This window comes from Streptomyces sp. NPDC033845 (assembly GCF_055576225.1).
This window is the reverse complement of record NZ_JBVIRI010000032.1, coordinates 1-20291: the sequence shown is the minus strand read 5'-3', so window position 1 is coordinate 20291 and position 20291 is coordinate 1. Positions and strand designations below refer to the sequence as shown.

Genomic DNA, 20291 nt, shown 5'->3' with positions numbered 1-20291 from the left:
CTCCTCACACACCCGGTGCCTGCCTCCGATACCGGCCACCGCGCGGGCCCGGCGGGAGCCCAGCGGAGCAACACCATGCCGATGCAGACGCAGCCCCCCTTCGGACGCAGCGCCCTGCCACCAACTGGCAGGTCGCTGCGACCGGTCGTCGGTTTGGGCCCGGATCTGGTGGACGAGCATCCGTGGGGTCAGGCTGTGCCTGTCGGGCGGAAGCGCGGCCATGGCGGCGGAGACCTGGTCGATGCCGCCGGCCCGGTCCCCGGAGAACCGGCCCGGTCGCCCCGCAGCCGCTCCCGCTCCCGCTCCCCACGGATCCGGGCCCACGCCTGGCGCCGCCCGGAGGTCGAGGAGTCCGGCGGCCTGTTCGGCGCCGGCCTGCCAGCGCAGCTCGGCGGACTGCTGCTGGGCGACCTCCTTTCGGTTCCGGCCTCCCGGGTGTGTTCCTGCTGGTGGATCCGACCCCGATAGCCTGGACGCGACCAGTGCATCCCTGATGGGATTTGCCCATATGCCCAGTTTGGAGTCCTTGCTGCGGTTGACGGTGGCCGCGTTGATGTACGCGACGGGGGAGGGTCAGGCCGACCTCGCCCGGGGTCTGGGCCTGAGTCAGGGGGGCAGGTGTCCAGGAAGCAGTCCGGTGCGGGTAGCGCCTCCTCGTGGACGCTGGCTGACGTCGACCGGCTGGCCGTCCACTGCGGGATCCCCGGTCCCGGATCTGTTCTGCGGGGTTGACCATGCGGTGAAGCGTCTGCCGGCCCACCGCCTGGCCGCGACCGCCAGCGGCCTCCAGACCGTCATCACCCCGTAGGAGCCACCGTGGACGAGACGGAGCCGGTGTCGTACTGGTCGTGGACGCTGACGTTCGAGGACGGCGCACGGTACGCCAGCCTCACCGAAGTCCGGGGCCCCGCCCACGACGCCCGCCCCGAAGAGCTGCTGCCGGGGGTGTTGGAGAAGGTGGTGGGGCAGTGGCCGCGCCTTCGCGGGCAGGTGTTCCGGGACTGGTCGGCGTGGAGCTGAGCGAGGCGGAGTACCGGCTCCGGCAGGCGGAGGCACTGGAGAGGATGTCCGGCCTCCGGCCGCCCCGGCCGCCGGTGCCGGGGACCGTGGTGGTGGCCTTGCTGCTGGGGGCAGCCCTGCTGGTCCTGGCCGGGACGCTCCCGGGCGGCCCGGTGCTGGCCTGGCTGCTGCCGCAGGCGGGCGTCCTGGCCGTCCTGGTGGGCGCTGCCCGGCTGGCCCTGTGGAGCGCGTTCCGGGAGATCGAGGCCATGACGGCGGCCGGTGAACCAGATGCAGGTAGCCACGCGTGAGTGGCGGCGCGAGACCGGTTCATGCCAGCCCGCGACCGAACGGCGCGGGGCCCCCGGTAGCGCCGGGGGGCTCGCCGGGGATCGGGTGGGTTAGGGCAGGAAGTTCTTCTGCCACTGGAGTGAGTCCATGCTCAGCGCGGCGTCGGCGAGGGCTTTCGCGGACGGGGTCTTGAGGGAGGCGAGGCTGGTGTCGATCCAGTTCTGGGTGAGGCTGTAGCCCTGCTCCCGGTACTCGACGGCCTGGACGAGGCATTCGAGTTTGTCGGCGTCGCGGGCGACGATCGCTTCCGGGGTCTCGCCGGCCTCGTACTCGTCGACGGCGCTCTGGACGCCGGTGCGTACGGCCGGGTGGGCGTTGGCGACCTGGTCGGCGGTCACCTCGCCATTCGGGGCGGCCTTGATGTACTTCCGGCCGATGTGCGGGATGTCCCCGACCCGCGTCTCCTGGCTGTCGTGGAACAGGCACATCAAGGCGACCCGGGCCGGGTCGACGCCCTCCATCATGGCGAGCACCGAGCCGATCACCCCGACACGGAAGGAGTGCTCCGCCACGGACTCGGGGGCCTTGTTGCCGGTGAACCACCAGCCGGTCCGTGCGACGCGCTTGAGCACGCCCATCTCGGAGATGAAGCTCGCGGTGCCCTGGGTGGTGTCGTCGGCCATGCGGTCCTCCGGTGTCAGCGGTTGTGATCGAAAACGTAGTGGACGTGGGCGAGTTCGCGCCGGGATCTCGCCGACAGCGCCGTCCCATCAAGGAGTTGGCCGGCCTGCTCGTGCAGTGGCCCCGTGAGCGGTCCGGCTGCCTGCGGCAGCCACGGGAAGGCGGTCAGCAGTGCCCACAGCCAGCTCCTCGACATGCTCGGTCTCTGGCCGGGTGACGCCCGCCCACACCGGGGACAGCCCCTACGCGGCCCGATGACGGGGCTGAGGCCGACCGCCGAGTCGCGTGATGCGGGACGCGGCCGGCGGGGTGAGAGTGGGGCTGTGGTCGACTCCGCGGTGGTGAGCGAGCTGTACGGGCTGCGCCCGCAGGAGTTCACCGCCGCCCGCAACGCCCTGGTCGCCAAGGTCCGCAAGGACGGGGACGCTGCCGGGGCGAGGGAGATCACCGCGCTGAAGCGGCCCACCCTGGCGGTGTGGGCGGCTAACCTCCTGGCCCGCTCCGACCCCGCGCAGGCCCACCGGCTCCTGGAGCTGGGAGAGGGCCTGCGGCAGGCACACCGGCAGCTGGCCGGGCCACAGCTGCGCGAGCTCTCCCACCAGCAGCACCTGGTGACCGCCGCGATGGCCCGCCAGGCCCGCGCCCTGGCAGCCGAGGCCGGCCAGCCGCTGACCGAGACGGTGCAGCACGAGGTCGAACAGCTCCTCCACCTCCTGCTCGCCAACGCCGGTGCCGCCGGCCAGTGGGAGCGCGGCATCCTGACGGCGGCCCCGCCAAAGGCCGTCGGCTTCACCGACCTGGAGACGGAATCCGGCACGGTGCGTACGTCGAAGGCGAGGACGGTCACCGGAGCGTCTGATCGCAACGACCGCCAGGGCCCCTCCGGCTCCGGCAAGGACCACGCGGCCCGGGAGAAGGCGAGGGCCGCCGAAGCAGAGCAGGCCCGGGCGGCGGCGGAGGCCGCTGAAGCGAAGGCACGGCAAGCGCAGGACGCACTCGCGGAGGCCGAGGCCGGCCTGGTCGAGGCCCGCACAGCAGTGGGCCGCCTCGAAGAAGAGATCACTGAAACGCAGGAGCGCCTTGCTCAGGCGCAGAAGGAACACGCACGCCTGAGCAAGGCGGCGGATACCGCCGCGCTCCGGCACCGGGAGGCGGCCCGGGAAGCGAAGGCAGCCCGGGCCGCAGCCGACCGGGCCCACAGGGACCTCGCCCGCCACTGAAGCGCTGCGCGGTCACGGCTCGATGCTGCACGTCGCGGGCCGTCCGGGGGACTGGGCGGTGCGGCGACTCGCCAACCAAAATCGAACAGGTTTACGATCCAAGGGTGAGTGAAAGCATCGCCTTCCCCCCGGACCTCCTCGCCCTCCAGGAACGCCTCCACCAGGCCCACGCCGAGTACCGGGCCCACGTGACCGGTCTGCCATGGAGTGTCGAGCCGATGCCGGGCTGGCCACGCGGCCAGCGGTACTCCCACCGCGGCGACGTCCCCGACAGCCCCGGCTGGACCGAAGAACAAAAGACGACCGCGGACACCCTGTGGACCGAGATCCGAGAACTGGCCATCAAAGTCGCCGCGCACCATCACTGGGGGACCTACGAGGACCAGGACCTCGTCGCGGCCCGCATGGACCTCAAGCGGCAGACCCGGCCGGCCCCCGCCGAGGCGGCGTAGCCGGTCATGCCCGACCCCCCTCCTGCCGCCGCGGTACGAACTCCAGATGCCACACCGCGGGCGGGCCGGGGCGCCGGTGCTCACCCCCCGATGGTTGTTGAGCGCGTCCTGCGAACGAGTCTTGTAGTCGACCCGTCCTGCCAGCTCCATGCTCAGCTTCAGTCTCCTCCGCCGTCACGCAGGCAGTTTCAGCTCAGGAGAGGATTGCCCCTGAGGTTGGCATCCCCGCACGGCCAGGGACCCTCGGCCAGGGACCCCAGCGGTGTACGGAAGACCAGGACCTCGTTGTCCAGGGAGACGACGACACTGCCTTCGCTCAGCAGTAGCGCACGACCGATAACCGCTCGGCTGTCATCCATGGCGAATAGCTCGTGTCCGGCGAGATCCGTGTCCACAGCGAGCAGCTTGCCGTCTCGCCAGAACACCGCGGTTCCCTCGCAGTCCATCGCGGGGTAGGACGTGTAGTAACCCGTCAGTGGCGGCCCGTCCACAAGGCTGTTGTCCGGTGCGAGCCGCCGGAAGCGTGATCGCGAAGGCAGGCCGTTTTCGAGCTCCGGGCCGCAGACGCCGCCGTTCTTGACGACGAGCATTGCCCCATGGCTGGCCCAGCGTGCGGTTTCGACGCCGTCCCGGCCGAAACGGCCGGTCGTGAAGGCACCGTAACCCTGGGATCCGAGCAGGAACTGGCCAGGGCCAGCTATCGCCTTTCGGCCTGTGGGAGCGGGAGCGGTGACCGAGATGGTCGCGCCACTGTCCAGGTCGAGGAAGAACGTCCTTCCGATGCCACCCCGTGTGTCGGTGAAACTGGCTGCGATCCGGTCGGCCGATACGAGCAGTGGCTCCCAGTGATCAATGCCGATCTCCTCCGGGACCCAAGGTCTACGCGGCCGGATCTCCCATCCGGTCCGGTCTCCCATCTCCACCACACCCGGGAACGAGACCGCACCGAGCGCAATCGGCGTGGACCAGAGGCACTCCCCCTCTCTCGTGTACCGGGCCACGCGAGGCTCCGGTACAGAGGTGGGTCGGCTTCGTTCCCTACGGACCATGCGGGAGCCGCTGACCCAGGAAATGACGAACCCGTCGTCGAGGAGGACGAATGCGCCGATCTCCTCATCGGCGCGGCACTCCGGGCGGGCGGTGGGCCCAGTGGAACCGTCCGGCAGAACGCCTTCCAGGAGCTGACCGTCGCGGTCTGGGTAGGCGAGCCACAGCGCGCCGTCCGTGGCCAGACGGGATTGCGGCTTGCCTGTCCCGGGGTAGGTCCGCTGCCACTCCACCTTGCCTGAAAGGTCGACCCTCGTGATGACGGTCGCCAGCGGATTCGGACCGTAGCCGGTCACGGTCAGTGGCCCAGAGGGGTCGGATGTGGCCACAGCCCGGACCTGGCCCGGCATGGTGAAACGCGATGAGAGAGGCATGCGTCCGCATCTTGCCGCATGTCTCGCCTTTCGGGGCTCAGCTGCTGAGGTCAACCACGCCCCACGCGGTGAACGGCTCGGCCTGGACGTAGATCCTGCTTCCTCGGCTGACGGCGCGGCGGCGGCCGGGCAGGTGGCCGTCGGGCAGGGTGAGCAGGCCGACGTCCGTTGGCTCGACGGATGCTTCGGTGAGCTCTCCGCGGGTGAGCCGGTCCACCTCCTCGCCGTAGCCGCCGTAGAACGCGACCCGCTCGCCGTGGATGGCCACTGCCTTGGCGCCCCGTACCTGGTTCGGCCACACTCTCACGGGCCGGTCGGGGCGTATCTCGACGAGCGGGAAGTCGGTGTACGTGCACGCCCAGGCGGTAGTGCCCGACACGTTCAGGGCGTAGCAGTCGAAGAGGCCAGGGATGCTTGCGCCGTCGGACGTCCAGTAGATGTGGCCTGTGGGGCTCCAGCGGCGGATTCCGGCCGGGTTTTCGTCGAAGTGCCCGACCCAGATGTGGCCGGCCTCGTCCACGAGCATGTGCTCGATGGCGTCCCCGACGGAGAAGGAGGAGGCCTCGCGGCCGAGCGCGTCGAAGACCTGGACCTGGTCCGCGTCCTCGTACCGGCGGGCGCGGGATGCTGCGACGACGAACCCGCCGTCAGGCAGACGGTCCAGGTGCGGCCAGCGGGCCCGCACGGCGCTCAGCTCGGTGAGTTCGACGTCGCCGCCCGGATGTACGGAGACGACCAGCGCGTCGAAGGGCAGGGCATCGCCGCCGGGCTGCGGAGCGCGGTCGGCAAGCAGCCAGTGGGCGGTGCCGAAGACGTCGACGGTGCTGGTCAGGACGTGGTGGGCGTGGTGCGCTCGGGGAAGGTGGGCATAGGGAACGAGGGCAGTCTTCTGCACGGGCGGGCTCTCCTGGGTGGGCGGTCACGGCGTTCGGGCGCTGCGGTGAACGGTGGCGGTGCGCGAGCGGTGGAGAGCGAAGCGGGCCGCCTAGGGCCTGTTGCGGAAGTGCACTGCTGGGCAGCTGAATCCTGTGGGTCGGTACAGTCGCGTGCATGCTGAAGCCAGTGCTGCGTGCAGTTGAAGCGGGCGGTCGTATCGTGGACGATCCGACCGAGGAGGCTCTGCACGACCTGCTGTCCGAGATGAACCTGTCCCACCGGTTTGTAATCCTGGAAAGGCTCGATCTGGAGCCTGTGGATCAGCACTACATTCAGGTGTACCTGAACGACGACCTCAGCTACCAGGTCGAGTACCGCGAAGGCAGTGCAGACAAGCACTACCAGGCCCACGTCGCAAGGCTCCATGAAGTGTTCGGCCCGGAAGAGCCCACCGCCCAGGTGATGATGGACTGGGCTCACGATCGGCAGGGATGGCGGGAGGCGTTGCCGTGGGCCCCCATACCTTTTCAGTGAAGGATTACAGCCACTCGTTGATCGCCGCGACCAGGACTGTCGCCTCGTAGCGGACGGCGAGCTTGTCGTATCGCATGGCGACCGCCCGGTGTCTCTTGAGGCGGTTGATCCCGCACTCCACCGCGTGCCGCTGGCGATAGTCGATCGGGTCGAAGCGCGGTGGCCGGCCACCGCGGGGTCCGAGTTTTTGGCGGTTGCGGGCCTGGTCGGCCTTGTCGGGAATGGTGCAGCGAATCCCGCGGCGGCGCAGGTAAGCACGGTTCTTGCGGGAGGCGTACGCCTTGTCCGCGCGGACCCGGTGGGGGCGGACGCGTGGCCGGCCCGGCCCGATGCGGGGCACACGGACCTTTGCTAGGACGGGTTCGAACTGCGGCGAGTCCCCGCGCTGCCCGGCGGTCACCACGATCGCCATGGGCTTCTGGCCCTGCTCGACGGCCAGGTGCAGCTTGGTGGTGAACCCGCCGCGCGACCGCCCCAGCCCGTGATCTCCGGGCTCTTCATGGACACCGCCCGGTGGTTCCTTCTGCAAGTCACCCTGCCTTCGGGCTCCGGCCGCATGCTGGTGGGCGCGGCAGACCGTGGAGTCGACATTCAGGTCCCACACGATCGCCCCCTTCGCGTCGGCCAGGGACTGGAGGCGGGTAAGAATGCGGTGCCAGATGCCGTTCCGCTGCCATCGGCGGAACAGGTCGTAGACCCGGTTCCACGGTCCGTACTCGACGGGCACGTCCCGCCACGGAACACCGGTCCGGACCCGGAACCGTATGCCGTCGATCAGCTGCCGCCGGGGCCAGACCGGTGGCCGCCCCGCCTTCGTCCCCCTCGGCAGCAACGGCTCCAGCATTGCCCACTGTTCGTCTGTGAGATCTCCCCGACCCATGAACCGTGATCATTCACAGCCCAAGATCGACTTTCGATACACGGCCTAGAAGGCATGGCCCTTTCTGGTGGTCATGAGGTGATCATCGTCGATGTGTGGCCCCCGTGCCAAACCCTTTCGGTCCAGCGCGCACGCCGTCTGTGACCCCACCCACTCAGCCTCGACGAGGGCCAACCCGCCCGCCAACTCGAATACCCAGCGCGACAAGTCCAGTGCTCATTGGACAGATGCAGTGCACGGTCGCACGTCCCTAAACCGGCTTGGCGTGGGGAGCTACAGACGACCCGTGATCGATTGATGTTCGGCAACAACTCGGAATAGGCGAGAGAAAGGGCGGCCGCCACCGGTCCGTGGTTGTCGCGGAGGCCGTGGCACGGCTGGTCTGGGAGTCGTGGGATCGGGAGTACGGGGTGGAGGTCGAGCACCACCACATCGGTCGTCCGGTCCTGTCGGCCGCCGGCTGATCCGGGCGCGGGCCGTCCCCCCTGGGGGTGCCGGTGGTCGGGGTGGGTAGGGTCGGGTCAGCCCGTGCCGATATGGCGTGCGCGGGCGAGGTCCGGTGCCCAGCATCTGGGGGCAGTACCGCCGGGCCGCCCCAACTTGCGCTGTCCGCACGCCGGTTCACGCGGCGCCCGGGTCGGGCCTCCAGACGGCGGGCCCGCCGCCGCGCCATTCGATGAGCGCCCGGTCGTTGAGGCTGACGTCGTCGGGGTCCAGGCCGGCCCGGCGCAGGAACTCCAACAGATCGCCGGGGTTCCGGGCGCGGCCGAGGACTTCCCCGCCGACGCGGACCCGGCGGCCGCCGTCGGCGTCGGGCGGGTCGATGGTCACGGGTGGGTGGCCGGTCATCCCTCCACCGTGCCCGGCCGGGTTCACTCCAGCATTCCGAGGGCGGTGTCGGGCCGGCAGTGGATGCAGCTGGTGACGCCCTGGGCGAGGAGCGTGCGGACCTGCTGGGCGGTCGCGGGGGTGCAGCGGTGCCCGGTGTCCCAGCAGTCCCCGCGGTGGACCCGGACGGCGGGCTTTCCCTGGGCGATGCCGCGCTCCACCAGCCACTCGGGCGGCTCCGGCGGCGGCCGCCGGGACTCCTCCTCGGCCTGCCGCTCCGCGGCCGCCAGGGCCTGTTCGACGCGGTGCAGCTCCCCGCGGAGGTAGGTGGCGAGGACCTGGAGCCGGGGCCCGTTCGGAGGGAGCACGGACACGTCCGTCAGTCCCCGGCCCGGTCCTGGAGCAGACGGCGGCACGCCGCGCACAGGGGTGACGCCCTGACCCCGTAGCGGCAGGTGGGCTGGTGGCAGCGGCAGCAAGGTCCGGTTTGGGACGGCGCCCAGGTGGCGACCTCCGGCCGTGAGGCGGCGGAAGCGGCGGGGGCGGGAGTCGGTGCGGTGGGGGAGGTCATGGGACTGCTCCTCGGTACGGGGATACCTTCAGCAGATCACCTGTTCGATTTATTCGGGAAGTGGGACGCACCCTCCCGCGCAGCCGTGGTGTGACTGAGCGTTGTAGTTGGCTACTGAGCGTTCTAGTTGACCGGAGCCGCGCAAAGCGGGCCGGGCCAGAGGCTCGCCCGGTAACGGGCGAGCCCGGGAAATGGAGGTGCAGGCTCCTGACCTGCGCAGGCAGGATCTCTCCATGTCGACCGACGTCAGCGGAATGATCGAATGCCGGCCAGGGGCCCGCCTGTGGGGCCCCGACGACGAGGACTCCGTATGGGAGGTCGGCATCGATCTGTTCCTCCTCAACAGGGGCAACGCCTACGACGGGCTGGCCTGCCTCTTCGGGATCCGCAACTCCTACGGCTTCCGGCCCTTGGCCGAAGATCGTGGCTTCCCGGACGACGCCTCGGATGGGCTGCGAGCTGAGTTCGCCGGCTACGGTGGCCCCCACGACGTATACGGGACTACGTGGCTGACCTGGGCCGAGCTGGACACCACGGACTGGCAGGAAACCAACGCCTCAGGCGCACGAACCCGCGCCTCAGCCGCAGGGGCCGATACCGACTGGGGCCGGGTCTGGAGCGTCATGCGCATCCTCAGCGAGATCCACGGAGCCGAGAACGTACGCCTCGTCGTCTGGTTCCACTGACTCGTAGCTGAGCACCCGGTTGGCCACGCTGGCCAACTACGACGCTCAGTCACACGTGGGCGGAGCTGGTCACGTGCCGTAGGTGCCGTGACACAGCCGGCTGACCGCCGGTCCGGTGACCCCGTGGGAGTCCCGGCATAGCTGCGCCATGTCGACGGTGCGGGGACGCGGTGCGGTGGGCCGGGCCGGTGCCCGCCGCACCGGGCGGGAGGCCTTCGGCTTGGCCTTCGGGCGGGTCTTCACGCGCGGCTTGGCTGCCGGGGCGTGCCGGGCGGGGGCGGTGGTCCGGTGGCGGTGCGGCCGGGACGGCCGCGCTCCCGGACCGGGTGTGGGCGGGGCGGCGGCCGGACGCTGCGCACGGTCCCGTGCGGAGCCGGCCGCGGGGGCCGGGGGCGCGGGCGGGTGCTCGGCATGGGCTGCCGGGGCGTCCGGCTGCGGCATCAGGGACAGCGGCAGGGCGGCCGGGTTCCCGACCGAGCCGAGGGCAGGCCGGGGGCGCGGGGCGGGTGGTTCGGCGGCGGCACGCCCGGCCGCCGGACCCGGGGTCTGACCCGGGTCCGAGTCGGCCGGGACGGTCACACAGCCGGTGGCGAGCAGGAGGACCAGGAGCACGGGGACGGTGGCGCGGCGCATGCCCCCACCGTCCCGCAGCCGACCCGGTCGCCGGGGTGCAGTGACGGTTCACCGCGTCGCGCCGCTCACCCGCCGGGGTGAACCGCGCTCCTCGCGTGCACGTACGCGATGTGTGCGGAGCGCCCCCAACTGGCCGCCAGTTAACGCCTATTGACATCAATCGGGATCTTTCGTCATCTTTCCGGCACGGCCCGTCCGGGCCGTCTGGTGTGTGATTGGAGTGTGTTCCGTGGTGCGTTCGGTGCGTGGGGTGTACGACGAGTCCGGGGCGGCGGGCCGGTTGCGGGTGCCGGTGGCGGCCTGGCGGTGGGCGGCCGGGTCGGGCCTGGTCCCACCGGCGGATGCGGGCCCGGGGCGGTGGTCGCGGGCGGTGGTGGAGGCCGCGGACCGGGAGGCGGTCCGGGCCGCGCTGCGGGGCCCGGCCGGTGCCGGCTGGGCAGCACAGCGGCTGACGCGGGCGCTGGGGGAGCCGTTGCCGCCGATGCGGCCCCCGGTGACCGCGTCCGCCGTCGGGCATCTGGTGGGGGCCGGGCTGCTGGTCTGGCTCGCCGGTGAGCGGGAGTTCCCCCAGGTGCACCCGGAGCAGGTGGCCGCACTCGCCCGCCGCCGGGACCTGCCCGCGCTCCTGGACCGGCATGTGCCCCTCGGCCCGGACCAGGCCGCCCGCCGCCTCGGGGTGCGCCGCGCCGACTTCGAGCACGTGGTCCGCCTCGGTCTGATCGCTCCCGTGGGCACGGCCGAGGTCGACTACGGCCGCGCCCGGGGCGGCACCGCCACCGTCCCGCTCTACAGCGCCGAGGACGTCGCCCTCCTGGAGGTCGCCCACCCCGAAGTCGACTGGGAGGCCGTGCGGGCCACCGGCCCCGGCCGCCGCTCCCCACTGGCCCGGCTGGCCCCCCTCGGCCCGGGGGCGGACCGGGTGGGCCTGGCCGAAGTCGCCCGGATCGCCGGGGTGGCACCGTCCACCGCAGCCGGATGGCGCCGCACCCACCCCGACTTCCCGGCCCCGGCCACCGGGACCCCGATGCGCCCGGAGTTCGACCGTGGCCCGGTGGTGGAGTGGCTCCTGGCCCGGGGGAAGGTCGTGGTACCGCAGTGACGCGGGGGTTCGATCCCTAGGCGTCCAGCCGTTTCTCTAGCCGTTCCGCTAGGGGTCGCACGCGACGTCGTGCTAGACGTTCTGCTGGGCGTGGTGCTAGTCAACGGCTAGTCAAGCGCTAGGGGTTCCGCGGGGTGTTCTCCCTGATCAGGCCCGGATCTCGTTGACGGGCATCCGCAGCCAGGATCGGGGCGATTGCACTGTCATGGAGCGGTATTCGTGCAGGCGGGTGGCGGGGCCTCCCGTCGGCCGAGGACGACATCCGGCCGTCCTGATTGCCCGGATTCCTCGGAGTTCCTCGGGTTACCTCGGCGAGACTCACCCGTTCTCACTGGAACTCACCGGCACCTACCTGGCCGAGACGGAACCGAGCTTCTTCGCCGCGACCGACCGCCGTGCCAGACTCCTCTCAGAGGAAGGGAACAAGCCAACTCGTCCGACCCCCTCCGTACTCCTCCACGGCACTCCGGCAGCACTCTGCCAGCACTCTGAATACCGTCTCGCGCACTCTGCCTACGCTCTCGCGCAGTCTGAGTACGTGCAGGTCATGGCGGGTTTCGGCGGGCACCACTCGCCACCGACGGATAGCCGCCCTACTCTCGCTTCACCGGCTCCGAACGGGCCGACTCCACACACCGGACACGCCCCCGTGGGAGGGGTTTCCGCCATGCCTTAAATCCCGCCCGCACGGGCCGACAGCGACCTACGACGCGATCCAGCCAACTTGGCCCCTGATGACCTCGCGGAAGTTAGCCATAGTTAGCCACTGGTTGGCACTCATGTCCTCTTGCGAGACCTTGCGTAGCCTTTCACCTGCAACAACGCCCCCATTGCCGGTTTCCGCGGTGGACGCTCGCCATGCTGCCCCGCCGGTCATACGCTCCACTCACACCTCGAACTCCGAGGGCACCCTCCGCTCCGCCCTCCAGAAGGGATGTTCGTGGTGTCCGAAAGGGCGCTCCCTAGTGCTGTGACCGGAAAGGTTCGCCGGTTCTGCTGAGAGGACACCTGCGTACTCTGCTGCGACAGGCGGGTCGGTTGGTGATGGAGGAACAGTGACAGCGCAGGATGCGCCGGTGGCACGGCTACGGGTTCGGAACAACGGTGCTGAGCTGTTGGAGTTGGTCCTGGAGTGTTACGGGAGCGATCACTGGCTGCGTCCGGGTGAGACCTTTGTCGTTTGGACGGTCGCTTCCTCCGAAGGCGATCCCTGGCCTGGGACGACACTCGGCAACGAGCCCTTCCAGGTGGACTACCGGCCAGGTTCGGTAACGGTGCATTTCAACGGGGTCCACGGATATGTCACGGATGTTGCCGGCAACGAGATCGACTGCGGCCACCGACGCCCGGCCGACGCTGAGAGTGTGTGACCCTGCCGTCCGCGGAGGGTCAGGCCGCCTTCAGTGGCCGTCCGCCCCAGCGGATGCCTCGTTCGCTGCGAATGCGGGCGCGTTCGCGTCGTTGGGCGGCCAGGACGTCGGGGTGGCGGGCGTTCTTGTTCCGCCAGCGCAGGTAGGTGTGCAGGGCCCGAGTCTGGACGGTGTGGTTCGGATGGTTCGAGTTGGCGAGGGTGAACTGCCGTAGCGGTCCGAAATGGGCTTCGATGGGGTTGGCCCAGGACGCGTAGGTGGGTGTGAAGCACAGCTCGACCTTGTTCTTTGTCGCCCACCTGCGGATCTTCCAGTTCAGGTGGGCGGAGAGGTTGTCGAGGATCACGTAGATCGGGGCGCCGTCCGGTCGGGCGGCTCGGATCGACCGCAGGGCGGACCAGGTGTGGTCGATGCCCTTGCGGCGGCGGTTGACACCCCAGAGCTTGTCGTCCCCGACCGAATAGCAGCCGTGGAAGTAGGTGATGCCATGGGTGCGGCGGTAGGTGGCAGGCAGCCGGTCGGGGCTGCCCTGCTTCTGCCAGCAGGAGCCGGCGGTGGGGCGGATGCCCAGCGGCCCGAACTCGTCGAAGGCGAACGTGCGGTCAGGGCGCTCGTTGAGCGCGTACTCGATCCTTTCCAGCTTGGCGTCGAATGCCGGGTCCGGGGATTCCTTCCAGGTCTTCGTCCGCTGGAAGGTGATCCCGCGGCGGGCCAGTAAGCACCGCAGGGCCTCCCGGCCGATCCGAACGGGCCTGGCCATGTTCCTGCATAAGTGATCGACCAGTTTGCGGACCGACCAGCGGGTGAAGGGCTTGCCCAGCACGGTCGGGCGGGTCGTGGCCGTCTGGATGACGAAGTCCTCGTCGTCACTGCTCAGCAGGCGGGGACGGCCTCCCGCCCACTGAGGGTTAAGGCATGCGAGCCCGATCTCGTTGAAGCGGTGAACCACGTCACGGACGGTGTCCTCGTCTGCCTGGACCAGACACGCGATCACCGGGACCGTGCTGCCGCCGGCCGAGGCCAGCAGCATCATCGCCCGCCGGAACCGAACCGAGCTCGTGCTGCCCCACCGAATGATCTGCTGGAGCTTCTGTCCCTCCTGCTCCGTCAGCCTCCGGACCCTGACCGGTGGTGCCATCCCGCCTCCCCTGCTGGTAGGAAGCGGCATCGCTTCCAACCAGCACAACGAGCAACCCGGTGAACCTATGCGGTCACAGCACTAGCGAGTCCGTCGTGGGCATCTGACTCGATCCGGCCAAATTCGGCGTCATTGGCCTAGAGCTTTCTCGATCCTTCTAGAGCTATCTCGACCCGATTCGTCTGTTCCGTTGAGTTTCTTTGAGTTTCCTTGAGTGTGACCTGCTGGGATGCAGTTCCCCGGTGCGATTTCAGCCGCTGGTGGCCACGCTCAGTCGACGCTCCTACTCTGCAAACACACCCCGGTTCTCGGGGACGCAACTCCCCCAACACACCTTCAACGAAGGGGACTTCGTCATGCCCGCATGGCCCCGCATCACCTGCCCCGCCTGCCGCCGCCCCGTCGCCGTCAGCCCGGACACGCGCCATCTGGCCCGGCACGACCCGCCGGGACCGCAGAACCGCCGTCACGGCCTCCCGCCGATCTCCTGCATCGCCTCGGGACGCCTGATCCCGGCTGGCTCGGACCTGCTGCTGCCGATGTTCGAGGACGCCCAACCGGCGGCCGGCGGGGAACTCGCACTGTTCTGAATCAGCTTCCGCCCCGGCCGTCGCTGTAGGCGACCAAGATGTCCCGCGTTGCCATGTACAGGACTCCCCTGTGCGGGCGGTGCGGGATCTACTACCCGACCTGTCTGCCGGCGCCCCCGGTGCCGGGCCCGGCGAAGCACGCGAAGCCCTGGCCGGCCATGCCGGATCCCGTCGTCGGGGTCGCCGACCCGGTGGTGGAGACCGGGGTAGTGCGGTCGATGGCCGCGTAGAAGGCCCGGCGGGGACAGTAGGTCCGCCCCCGTTGGCTGGGCGGCCGTGGTGACTGCCGACGGTCGGGCTACCGGCCGTAGGTGCCGTGGCAGAGCTGCGCGACCGCGGCACTGGTGACGCCGTGGGCCTGCCGGCACAGCTGCCCCATGTCGACCGGCCGGGGCCGGGGCGCGGCCGGGGCAGACGGGATCCGCCGGACCGGCCGCCGCACGGGCGAGGCCTTCGGCCGGGTCTTCACCCGGGGCTTGACCGTCGCGCTGCGCCGGGTCGGGACCGTCGACCGCCGGGGCGGCCGGTCCCCCCGCACGGCCACGGGACCCGGCCGGGCCTCGGCCCGCCGCTGCGCCCCGTCGCGCCCGGCCGGGTGCTGCTCGGCCGTGGTGGTGCCCGTCCCGGCCGACTGGTCCGCGGGCCGAACCGGCGATGCCGCCGGCCCGGGTTGGGCGGGGACGGGCATGCGGGTCAGCGGCCGTGTGCCGCTCCCGCCCGTGGTGCCGCCCAGGGCGGGCCGGGTCCCGGCTGGACTCGGCGCGGTGGCGCCCGGGCTGCCCCCGTCGCGGCCGGTGCCGGTGGCGGGGACGTGCACGCATCCCGTGGCGAGCAGCACGACCAGGAGCACGGGGAGCAGGGAGCGGTTCATGGTGCCCACCGTGCCGGAGCTGGTCCCGGCCCGGTGTGCAGTGACGGTTCACCGCTGTGTCGCCCTCACCCTCGCGGGTGAGGCGATGCTCAGGCCCGGATTTCCTCGACCAGCATCCGCAAGGTCAGGCTGTGCTTGTCGGGCGGGAGCGCGGCCATCGCGGCGGAGGCCTGCGCGATGCCCCCGGCCCGGTCGCCGGACCGGGCCAGCATCAGCCCCCGGTGCAAGTCCAGGTGGGTGGCGAAGCGGGGCAGGCTGGAGGGGAGTTCGGCGAGGGCCTGATCCTGGGCGTGGGTGGCGGCGGGTTCGTTGCCGAGTCGGGCCAGGAGCAGGGACCGGAACACGTTCAGCCGCCACCACGGCACCGCGTAGTCCGAGGTCTGCTCGTACGAGCCGGCCCGGTCGAACACCCGCTGCCCCTCGGTGTCGAGTGCCAGCGCGGTGGCCCGGTCGCCCCGCAGCGCTGCCGCGTGCGCCTTGCCGTAGATCGCGTTCAGCAGCCCCAGGGAAGGCCGGCCGTCGGCTAGGGCAAGGGCCTGGTCCCCGAGCACATCGGCCACCCCCAGCGCCGCGCCCTCGTACCCGAGGGCGATGGCGGCCCGGCCCCGCACCCACACCCGTACATCCGGATCCCCGGACTGGTCGGCGGCGGCCGCGGCCATCCGGTACCAGCGCACGGCCGACGCCCCGTCGGACCCGGGCAGCGTCTTGGCGTACAGGGTCATCAGCCGGGCCGCCGCCGACCACAACCGCGGCTGGTCCAGCTGCTGCTGGACCACGACGAGTTCCCCCGCCACCCGCCGTTGGATATCGGCGGCCCCCAGGGACATGTACTGGGTGCCGTACGCGGCCAGCTTCGCCTCCCACGCCTCCACCGTGGGCCCGCCGGACAATCGGGCGGAGAACCCCCGGGCCAGCAGGTCCGAGGCGACGACCGGCGCTATGGCGGTCCCCGCCACGTCGGTGAGGAACTCGCGGCGCAGCATCGGGTCCTCCAGAACGGCTAAGGGCACATCCAGCACCCGCGACAGCGCCGCCAGGTAGAACGCACGCGGCGCGCACTTCCCGCGCTCCCACCGTGCGATGTACTCCCGGGTCAGCCCGGTCCCGTGCAGCGCGTTGACCTCATCGGCCAGCCGGGCTTGAGACCAGCCGTGGGCGGTCCGCAGCTCCCGGATCAGTGCGCCGATGTCCATCCCCCCAGTCTGCCCCCGCTTTTGCCCCTGCCGGGCGACTTTGCGCGGGCCGATGGTGGAGGTACCGGCCGGGATGGAGGGTAGGAGTTCCGGCGAGCACCGAAGGGAACCTGATGGCGCAGCACACCGACACCGACACCGATACCGGCCGCGCGGCCCGCGAGGCCGCCAAGCTGTTCCCCCCGGTCCGGATCAAGCCCGACAAGGGCTGCTCGCGCTGCCAGGAGTACGCGGCCCGCCGGGAAGCCGCCGACGGCCCGTCCCGTGGAACGGTGGTCACCGACATGCAGGTCCTCATGAAGCGCTGCGCCGCCGGAGGCCACCGGTGACGGGCGGCCGCCGGCTGAGGATGGGGGAGAGGGTCCTCGACCACGACCGCCAGGCCGTCGGCGACGTCATCGGCCTCTACCCCTCCCCGCTGGTGGTCCGGCTGGAGAACCCGGCCGGCTTCCAGTGGATCGCCCGCACCACCGCCTGCACCCCCACCACCCCGCACCCGGCACGCCCCGGCGACACCGTGGGACGGGTGCAGGCGCCCCGGGGGACGGCGCCGCTCGACTGCCCGCCCAACGAACTCCGCCGGGGTGACTGGCTGCCGGTCGGCGGGACCGTGGTCCAGATCGCCGACCTCCGCTACCGGCGCGGCACCACCCGCACGGTCATCCTCCGCGACGGCACCGTCCACGTCGCCGAGGGCCAGCAGCGCGTCTACCGGCCCTACCCCTCTCCGGCCTGAGACGGCCCGCCGGTGCCGCAGTGCGACGGGGCAGGCTGCTCGACGGTTCACGGCGCGTCGTGCTCGACGGTTCGCCAGGGGGTTCACTTGGGTTCCGGTTCCGGTTCCGCTTCGCGTGGTGCTGGTGCGGCGCCGGCTTCAGGCCCCCCTCACCAACTCCGATAGAAGCCTTCGTCGTCTTCGTTCGGTTCCAGCGGTGCGAACTGCCGCAGCTTCCCGCCCCTGATCATCCACAAGCGGAAGAACCCCTCCTCCTGATCCATCACCAGGAGCTGCACCATATTCGGCTCGCGCCACTGCGTCTCGAACACACGCTGCTTAAGAGCCTCAAGATCGGCGTGGTTCAGAGCGCCCGCCCACACCTCGCACTCCGGGTTCTTCCACCCGCCCCAGCGATGGGTCCCAGGACTCGTCAGCGGCTCCAAGAAGCCCACTCCGCGGCCCTCTCCGTCAGCACGACGAGGCGCGTCCGTCCGCAACCACTCACTCAGTTCCTCTGCGTTCGCGCTGTCCGCCGCGTCAATCGAGATCATCACGTTCGCCACCCAGCTCATAGTGATCGTTGTACAGCAGCGGTCAGCCGGCCCCTGGGCGGACCCGGGCTCGTGGCTGTTCGGCGGGCTGGCTGTTGGTCAGCGCGTGAGGTGTGAGGGAACGGGCCGGCACCGGCGGCCGGCGGGGGAGGCGCCCGTGAAGCCGGATCCGGTCTGTGTCTGTGGGGGTGCGGGGTTTACCACCCGGCCTGTCTCCCGCCCGTCCCGGCGCCTGGACCCGCCCGGCACGCCAAGTACCCTGCCGCTCCCGAGTAGGCTCCCCGGCCCTGCGGTCGGTAGTCGGCACCGCGGTGGTGCGGTCGCTGGCTGCATGGCCGACCCGCTGGAACCGGTAGCTGTACCGGGGCCGGGGGAGGGCCGCTACGGCCACTCCATGTCGCGGGGCCGGGGTTGAGTGCCCGGGTGGCGGTGTGGAGGTTCTGGTGGAGGAGCGTGGTCCCGAACTCGGGGTCGGTGTAGGCGGTGTGGACTCCGCCGAGGACCAGGCCGGGGGCGGAGAATGCGTCCCACACCACCGCGTACGTGTCCGGGCCGGCCGCCCCGGCGGGGGTGAGGAAGCCCCGGGTGCGTTCCTGCCCGGTGGCCGCCGTCAGCTCGGCCACCGACACCGCCAAGAACCCGTTGCCCTCCATCCCGGTCCGCTCGTGCGCGAACACGGCCACGGGGTCGCTGCCCGGCGGCGGGGCGGGCTCCCGGTAGTGCCGCAAGTGCGGCACGGTCGTCAGCGCTTTCAGCGTCCGCGCGGCCTGGGCGGCGTCTTCGGCGGCTTCCTTTCCGCCGTTCTCGGCGAAGACCCGGCAGGCTTCCAGGAGGGGCGCGAACACGCTGCGGGCCGGCCACGTCACCACCAGGGCGCTCGGGCTGGCGGGCAGGGTCCGTGGCAGGCAGGACCGGCCGGCCTTGCCGAGCGCGGTGAGCGCCGCCCTCCAGGTGGCCTCGGACAGATCCGACTCGGCCGGCAGAAGCTCTTTCGCGGGCTGGAGCAGCAGTTCTGCCCATTCCTCGTCAGCCGTGTTCCGCATCGCTCTCCCTCACCCGTTGATCCGCCATAACGATCATCCTCCACCGCTGCCGACGGCTGCGTGGGCGGCCCGCGGGCAGGTGTCTGGAACTGGTGACGTCGGGCCGGTTCTCGTGCGGCCCGGCCGAGCGGGATGCGCGAGAAGGCGGGTTCGTGAAGGCAGGTCCGGGCGGGGTGATGACCGACGAGGTCGGCGTGATCACCGGGGACCTGACCGTGGCCACCAGCGACCTCGGCGACGGGACCGCCGCGGTGAGCGTCCAGTACACCAGCGCCTAGGAGTGGTACACCCTTACCGGCAGCCCCGCCATGCAGTATGGATCCGGCCTGGCTGGCCTCCACGAACAGGTCCTGGCCGTCACGGCCGTGGGCCCCTCGCCCGGCGCCGGCATCGCCTTGATGGACCACGCGCACGAACTGACCGGCCGGCGCCCTTCTGTGCCACCACGGCGCTGACAGGTCCGTCCTTCCACTAGTCAGTGGCGTGCTACGTGATTGTGCGGCTGGAGGCGGTAGAGGGCAATGTCCTGGTGGAAGGCGATGGCCAAATCGCCGTTGGTGCTGAACGCGATGCTCCGCGGATGATCACTGAGGAGTCGTGCGATGACTCGACGGGTGGTCAGGTCCCAGATCCACACGGTGCCGTCCGCGCTGCCAGTGGCGGCGATGGGCCGGCCGTCGAGGACGGTGCACGCCACCGCGTACACGGTGTAGGTGTGGCTGGTGAGGGGTTCGCCGATGGGGAGGCCGGTGGTCAGGTCCCAGATCCGCACGGTGGCGTCCTGGCTGCCGGTGACGGCGATGGGCCGGCCGTCGAGGACGGTGCAGGCCACCGCCTCCACGGTGCTGGTGTGGCTGGTGAGGGGTTCGCCGATGGGGAGGCTGGTGGTCAGGTCCCAGATCCGCACGGTCCTGTCCCAGCTGCTGGTGACGGCGACAGGCCGGCCGTCGAGGACCGTGCACGCCACCGCGTTGACGGTGTCGGTGTGGCCGGTGAGGGGTTCGCCGACGGGGAGGCCGGTGGTCAGGTCCCAGACCCGCACGGTGTCGTCCCAGCTGCCGGTGACGGCGACAGGCCGAGCGCCGAGAACGGTGCATGCCACCGCGCCAACGCCGTTGGTGTGGCCGGTGAGGGGTTCGCCGATGGGGAGGCCGGTGGTCAGGTCCCAGACCCGCACGGTCCTGTCCCAGCTGCTGGTGACGGCGACGGGTCGGCCGTCGAGGACGGTGCATGTCACCGCGCTGACGGCGCTTGTGTGGCCGGACAGTGTGTCGCGGAGGGCGGGGTTGAAGGTGCTTCCGGTGGCCCACACAGGAGTCCAGGTGCCGGGTCGGATGCGGTCGGCGAGTTCCTGGTGGAGGTGATGGGCGCCGGCGCGAGCGGCGTCGAGAGCGAGGACCTGGCGGCGTTGCCGGGGGGTGGCGTTGTGGTGGAGGTGGAGACTGGTGCGGTAAACGGCGGCGGCTAGGTCGTGTTTTAGAACTGGGGTCCGTGTCTCGCCTCGCGCCGCGATGATCTCTGTGTGGGGCGAGGGGATCTTTCAGATGACCAGTGGGCGGTGCTGGGGCCGTTGTTGCCGGTCGCGGGGTTGGGCAGGCCGTCGGTGTGCCGGCGGCGGTTGATCGACGGGATCCGCTGGCGGG

Annotated in this window: 27 protein-coding genes; 13 read left to right on the top strand and 14 right to left on the bottom strand. The window is 70.9% G+C overall.

Translation table 11 applies throughout. From position 1 onward, the window contains the following. Window positions 1–816 precede the first annotated feature (816 nt). Window positions 817–1020: a hypothetical protein gene (locus tag ACZ50K_RS34925; protein WP_468910929.1), complete on the top strand. Its 204-nt coding sequence runs from the start codon at window positions 817–819 to the stop codon at window positions 1018–1020. Beyond that, entirely contained in the window at window positions 1011–1310 is a 300-nt protein-coding gene (locus ACZ50K_RS34920; protein WP_468910927.1) for a hypothetical protein, read from the top strand. The genes ACZ50K_RS34925 and ACZ50K_RS34920 overlap by 10 nt, the downstream gene beginning before the upstream one ends. A 90-nt stretch (window positions 1311–1400) precedes the next feature. Here the strand turns inward: ACZ50K_RS34920 and ACZ50K_RS34915 are convergent, their stop codons facing one another. After that, window positions 1401–1973: an HD domain-containing protein gene (locus tag ACZ50K_RS34915; RefSeq protein WP_401893085.1), complete on the bottom strand. Its 573-nt coding sequence runs from the start codon at window positions 1971–1973 to the stop codon at window positions 1401–1403. 14 nt (window positions 1974–1987) lie between these two features. Beyond that, window positions 1988–2167, bottom strand: coding sequence for a hypothetical protein (locus ACZ50K_RS34910; RefSeq protein WP_468910925.1), 180 nt, complete (start codon window positions 2165–2167; stop codon window positions 1988–1990). A gap of 127 nt (window positions 2168–2294) precedes the next feature. Here ACZ50K_RS34910 and ACZ50K_RS34905 point away from each other — a divergent pair, with 127 nt between their 5' ends. After that, window positions 2295–3191, top strand: coding sequence for a hypothetical protein (locus tag ACZ50K_RS34905; RefSeq protein ID WP_468910924.1), 897 nt, complete (start codon window positions 2295–2297; stop codon window positions 3189–3191). A gap of 104 nt (window positions 3192–3295) precedes the next feature. Beyond that, window positions 3296–3643 (top strand): hypothetical protein, encoded by a 348-nt coding sequence (locus tag ACZ50K_RS34900; RefSeq protein WP_468910922.1) that lies wholly within the window; start codon window positions 3296–3298, stop codon window positions 3641–3643. 188 nt (window positions 3644–3831) lie between these two features. Here ACZ50K_RS34900 and ACZ50K_RS34895 read toward each other — a convergent pair whose 3' ends face one another. Beyond that, the gene (locus tag ACZ50K_RS34895) at window positions 3832–5019 is read right to left on the bottom strand and encodes a hypothetical protein (protein WP_468910920.1); all 1188 of its coding nucleotides are present in this window, start codon (window positions 5017–5019) and stop codon (window positions 3832–3834) included. An 82-nt stretch (window positions 5020–5101) separates the two neighbouring features. Then, window positions 5102–5959, bottom strand: a complete 858-nt coding sequence (locus ACZ50K_RS34890; protein WP_468910918.1) for a hypothetical protein — start codon at window positions 5957–5959, stop codon at window positions 5102–5104. Between the two features lie 155 nt (window positions 5960–6114). On the opposite strand from ACZ50K_RS34890, the gene ACZ50K_RS34885 reads away from it, so the two are divergent. Continuing rightward, window positions 6115–6474 (top strand): hypothetical protein, encoded by a 360-nt coding sequence (locus tag ACZ50K_RS34885; protein ID WP_468910916.1) that lies wholly within the window; start codon window positions 6115–6117, stop codon window positions 6472–6474. A 4-nt stretch (window positions 6475–6478) separates the two neighbouring features. Here ACZ50K_RS34885 and ACZ50K_RS34880 read toward each other — a convergent pair whose 3' ends face one another. From ACZ50K_RS34880 to ACZ50K_RS34870, 3 genes are all read right to left on the bottom strand, one after another. After that, window positions 6479–7354 carry an IS5 family transposase gene (locus ACZ50K_RS34880; RefSeq protein ID WP_468910914.1) on the bottom strand — a complete coding sequence of 292 codons (876 nt, stop codon included), beginning with the start codon at window positions 7352–7354 and terminating at the stop codon, window positions 6479–6481. Between the two features lie 621 nt (window positions 7355–7975). After that, the gene (locus tag ACZ50K_RS34875) at window positions 7976–8203 is read right to left on the bottom strand and encodes a hypothetical protein (RefSeq protein WP_468910913.1); all 228 of its coding nucleotides are present in this window, start codon (window positions 8201–8203) and stop codon (window positions 7976–7978) included. Window positions 8204–8226: 23 nt separating this feature from the next. After that, entirely contained in the window at window positions 8227–8556 is a 330-nt protein-coding gene (locus tag ACZ50K_RS34870) for a DUF6233 domain-containing protein (protein ID WP_468910911.1), read from the bottom strand. 430 nt (window positions 8557–8986) lie between these two features. On the opposite strand from ACZ50K_RS34870, the gene ACZ50K_RS34865 reads away from it, so the two are divergent. Then, complete coding sequence (locus ACZ50K_RS34865; protein WP_468910910.1) at window positions 8987–9439, top strand: hypothetical protein; 453 nt, start codon at window positions 8987–8989, stop codon at window positions 9437–9439. A gap of 69 nt (window positions 9440–9508) precedes the next feature. On the opposite strand, the gene ACZ50K_RS34860 is transcribed toward ACZ50K_RS34865, so the two are convergent. Beyond that, a complete protein-coding gene (locus ACZ50K_RS34860; protein WP_468910909.1) occupies window positions 9509–10072 on the bottom strand; it encodes a hypothetical protein in 564 nt (187 codons plus the stop codon). Between the two features lie 232 nt (window positions 10073–10304). Here ACZ50K_RS34860 and ACZ50K_RS34855 point away from each other — a divergent pair, with 232 nt between their 5' ends. Next, window positions 10305–11171, top strand: a complete 867-nt coding sequence (locus tag ACZ50K_RS34855) for a hypothetical protein (protein ID WP_468910907.1) — start codon at window positions 10305–10307, stop codon at window positions 11169–11171. A gap of 1389 nt (window positions 11172–12560) precedes the next feature. Here the strand turns inward: ACZ50K_RS34855 and ACZ50K_RS34850 are convergent. Continuing rightward, window positions 12561–13679: an IS630 family transposase gene (locus tag ACZ50K_RS34850; protein WP_468910906.1), complete on the bottom strand. Its 1119-nt coding sequence runs from the start codon at window positions 13677–13679 to the stop codon at window positions 12561–12563. Between the two features lie 356 nt (window positions 13680–14035). Here ACZ50K_RS34850 and ACZ50K_RS34845 point away from each other — a divergent pair, with 356 nt between their 5' ends. Together ACZ50K_RS34845 and ACZ50K_RS34840 are read left to right on the top strand one after the other, a co-directional pair. Further along, a complete protein-coding gene (locus tag ACZ50K_RS34845; protein ID WP_468910905.1) occupies window positions 14036–14269 on the top strand; it encodes a hypothetical protein in 234 nt (77 codons plus the stop codon). Between the two features lie 53 nt (window positions 14270–14322). After that, complete coding sequence (locus ACZ50K_RS34840) at window positions 14323–14499, top strand: hypothetical protein (protein ID WP_468910904.1); 177 nt, start codon at window positions 14323–14325, stop codon at window positions 14497–14499. Between the two features lie 68 nt (window positions 14500–14567). Here ACZ50K_RS34840 and ACZ50K_RS34835 read toward each other — a convergent pair whose 3' ends face one another. Together ACZ50K_RS34835 and ACZ50K_RS34830 are read right to left on the bottom strand one after the other, a co-directional pair. Next, window positions 14568–15140 carry a hypothetical protein gene (locus ACZ50K_RS34835; RefSeq protein WP_468910903.1) on the bottom strand — a complete coding sequence of 191 codons (573 nt, stop codon included), beginning with the start codon at window positions 15138–15140 and terminating at the stop codon, window positions 14568–14570. Between the two features lie 89 nt (window positions 15141–15229). Beyond that, complete coding sequence (locus tag ACZ50K_RS34830; protein ID WP_468910902.1) at window positions 15230–16336, bottom strand: helix-turn-helix domain-containing protein; 1107 nt, start codon at window positions 16334–16336, stop codon at window positions 15230–15232. Window positions 16337–16449: 113 nt separating this feature from the next. On the opposite strand from ACZ50K_RS34830, the gene ACZ50K_RS34825 reads away from it, so the two are divergent. Both ACZ50K_RS34825 and ACZ50K_RS34820 read left to right on the top strand, forming a co-directional pair. Continuing rightward, on the top strand, window positions 16450–16665 hold the full coding sequence (locus tag ACZ50K_RS34825) for a hypothetical protein (protein WP_468910901.1): 216 nt from the start codon (window positions 16450–16452) through the stop codon (window positions 16663–16665). Beyond that, window positions 16662–17072 (top strand): hypothetical protein, encoded by a 411-nt coding sequence (locus ACZ50K_RS34820; RefSeq protein ID WP_468910900.1) that lies wholly within the window; start codon window positions 16662–16664, stop codon window positions 17070–17072. The genes ACZ50K_RS34825 and ACZ50K_RS34820 overlap by 4 nt, the downstream gene beginning before the upstream one ends. A 149-nt stretch (window positions 17073–17221) precedes the next feature. On the opposite strand, the gene ACZ50K_RS34815 is transcribed toward ACZ50K_RS34820, so the two are convergent. Then, window positions 17222–17626, bottom strand: a complete 405-nt coding sequence (locus ACZ50K_RS34815) for a squamosa promoter-binding protein 15 (RefSeq protein WP_468910897.1) — start codon at window positions 17624–17626, stop codon at window positions 17222–17224. A gap of 176 nt (window positions 17627–17802) precedes the next feature. Beyond that, a complete protein-coding gene (locus ACZ50K_RS34810) occupies window positions 17803–18648 on the bottom strand; it encodes a hypothetical protein (RefSeq protein ID WP_468910894.1) in 846 nt (281 codons plus the stop codon). Between the two features lie 152 nt (window positions 18649–18800). Between ACZ50K_RS34810 and ACZ50K_RS34805 the strand changes: the two genes are divergently transcribed. Beyond that, complete coding sequence (locus ACZ50K_RS34805; RefSeq protein ID WP_468910892.1) at window positions 18801–18926, top strand: hypothetical protein; 126 nt, start codon at window positions 18801–18803, stop codon at window positions 18924–18926. 197 nt (window positions 18927–19123) lie between these two features. Here the strand turns inward: ACZ50K_RS34805 and ACZ50K_RS34800 are convergent, their stop codons facing one another. Beyond that, window positions 19124–19960, bottom strand: a complete 837-nt coding sequence (locus ACZ50K_RS34800; protein ID WP_468910889.1) for a WD40 repeat domain-containing protein — start codon at window positions 19958–19960, stop codon at window positions 19124–19126. A gap of 210 nt (window positions 19961–20170) precedes the next feature. Here ACZ50K_RS34800 and ACZ50K_RS34795 point away from each other — a divergent pair. Beyond that, on the top strand, window positions 20171–20291 hold a 121-nt coding region (locus ACZ50K_RS34795; protein WP_468910986.1), incomplete at its 3' end, for a transposase.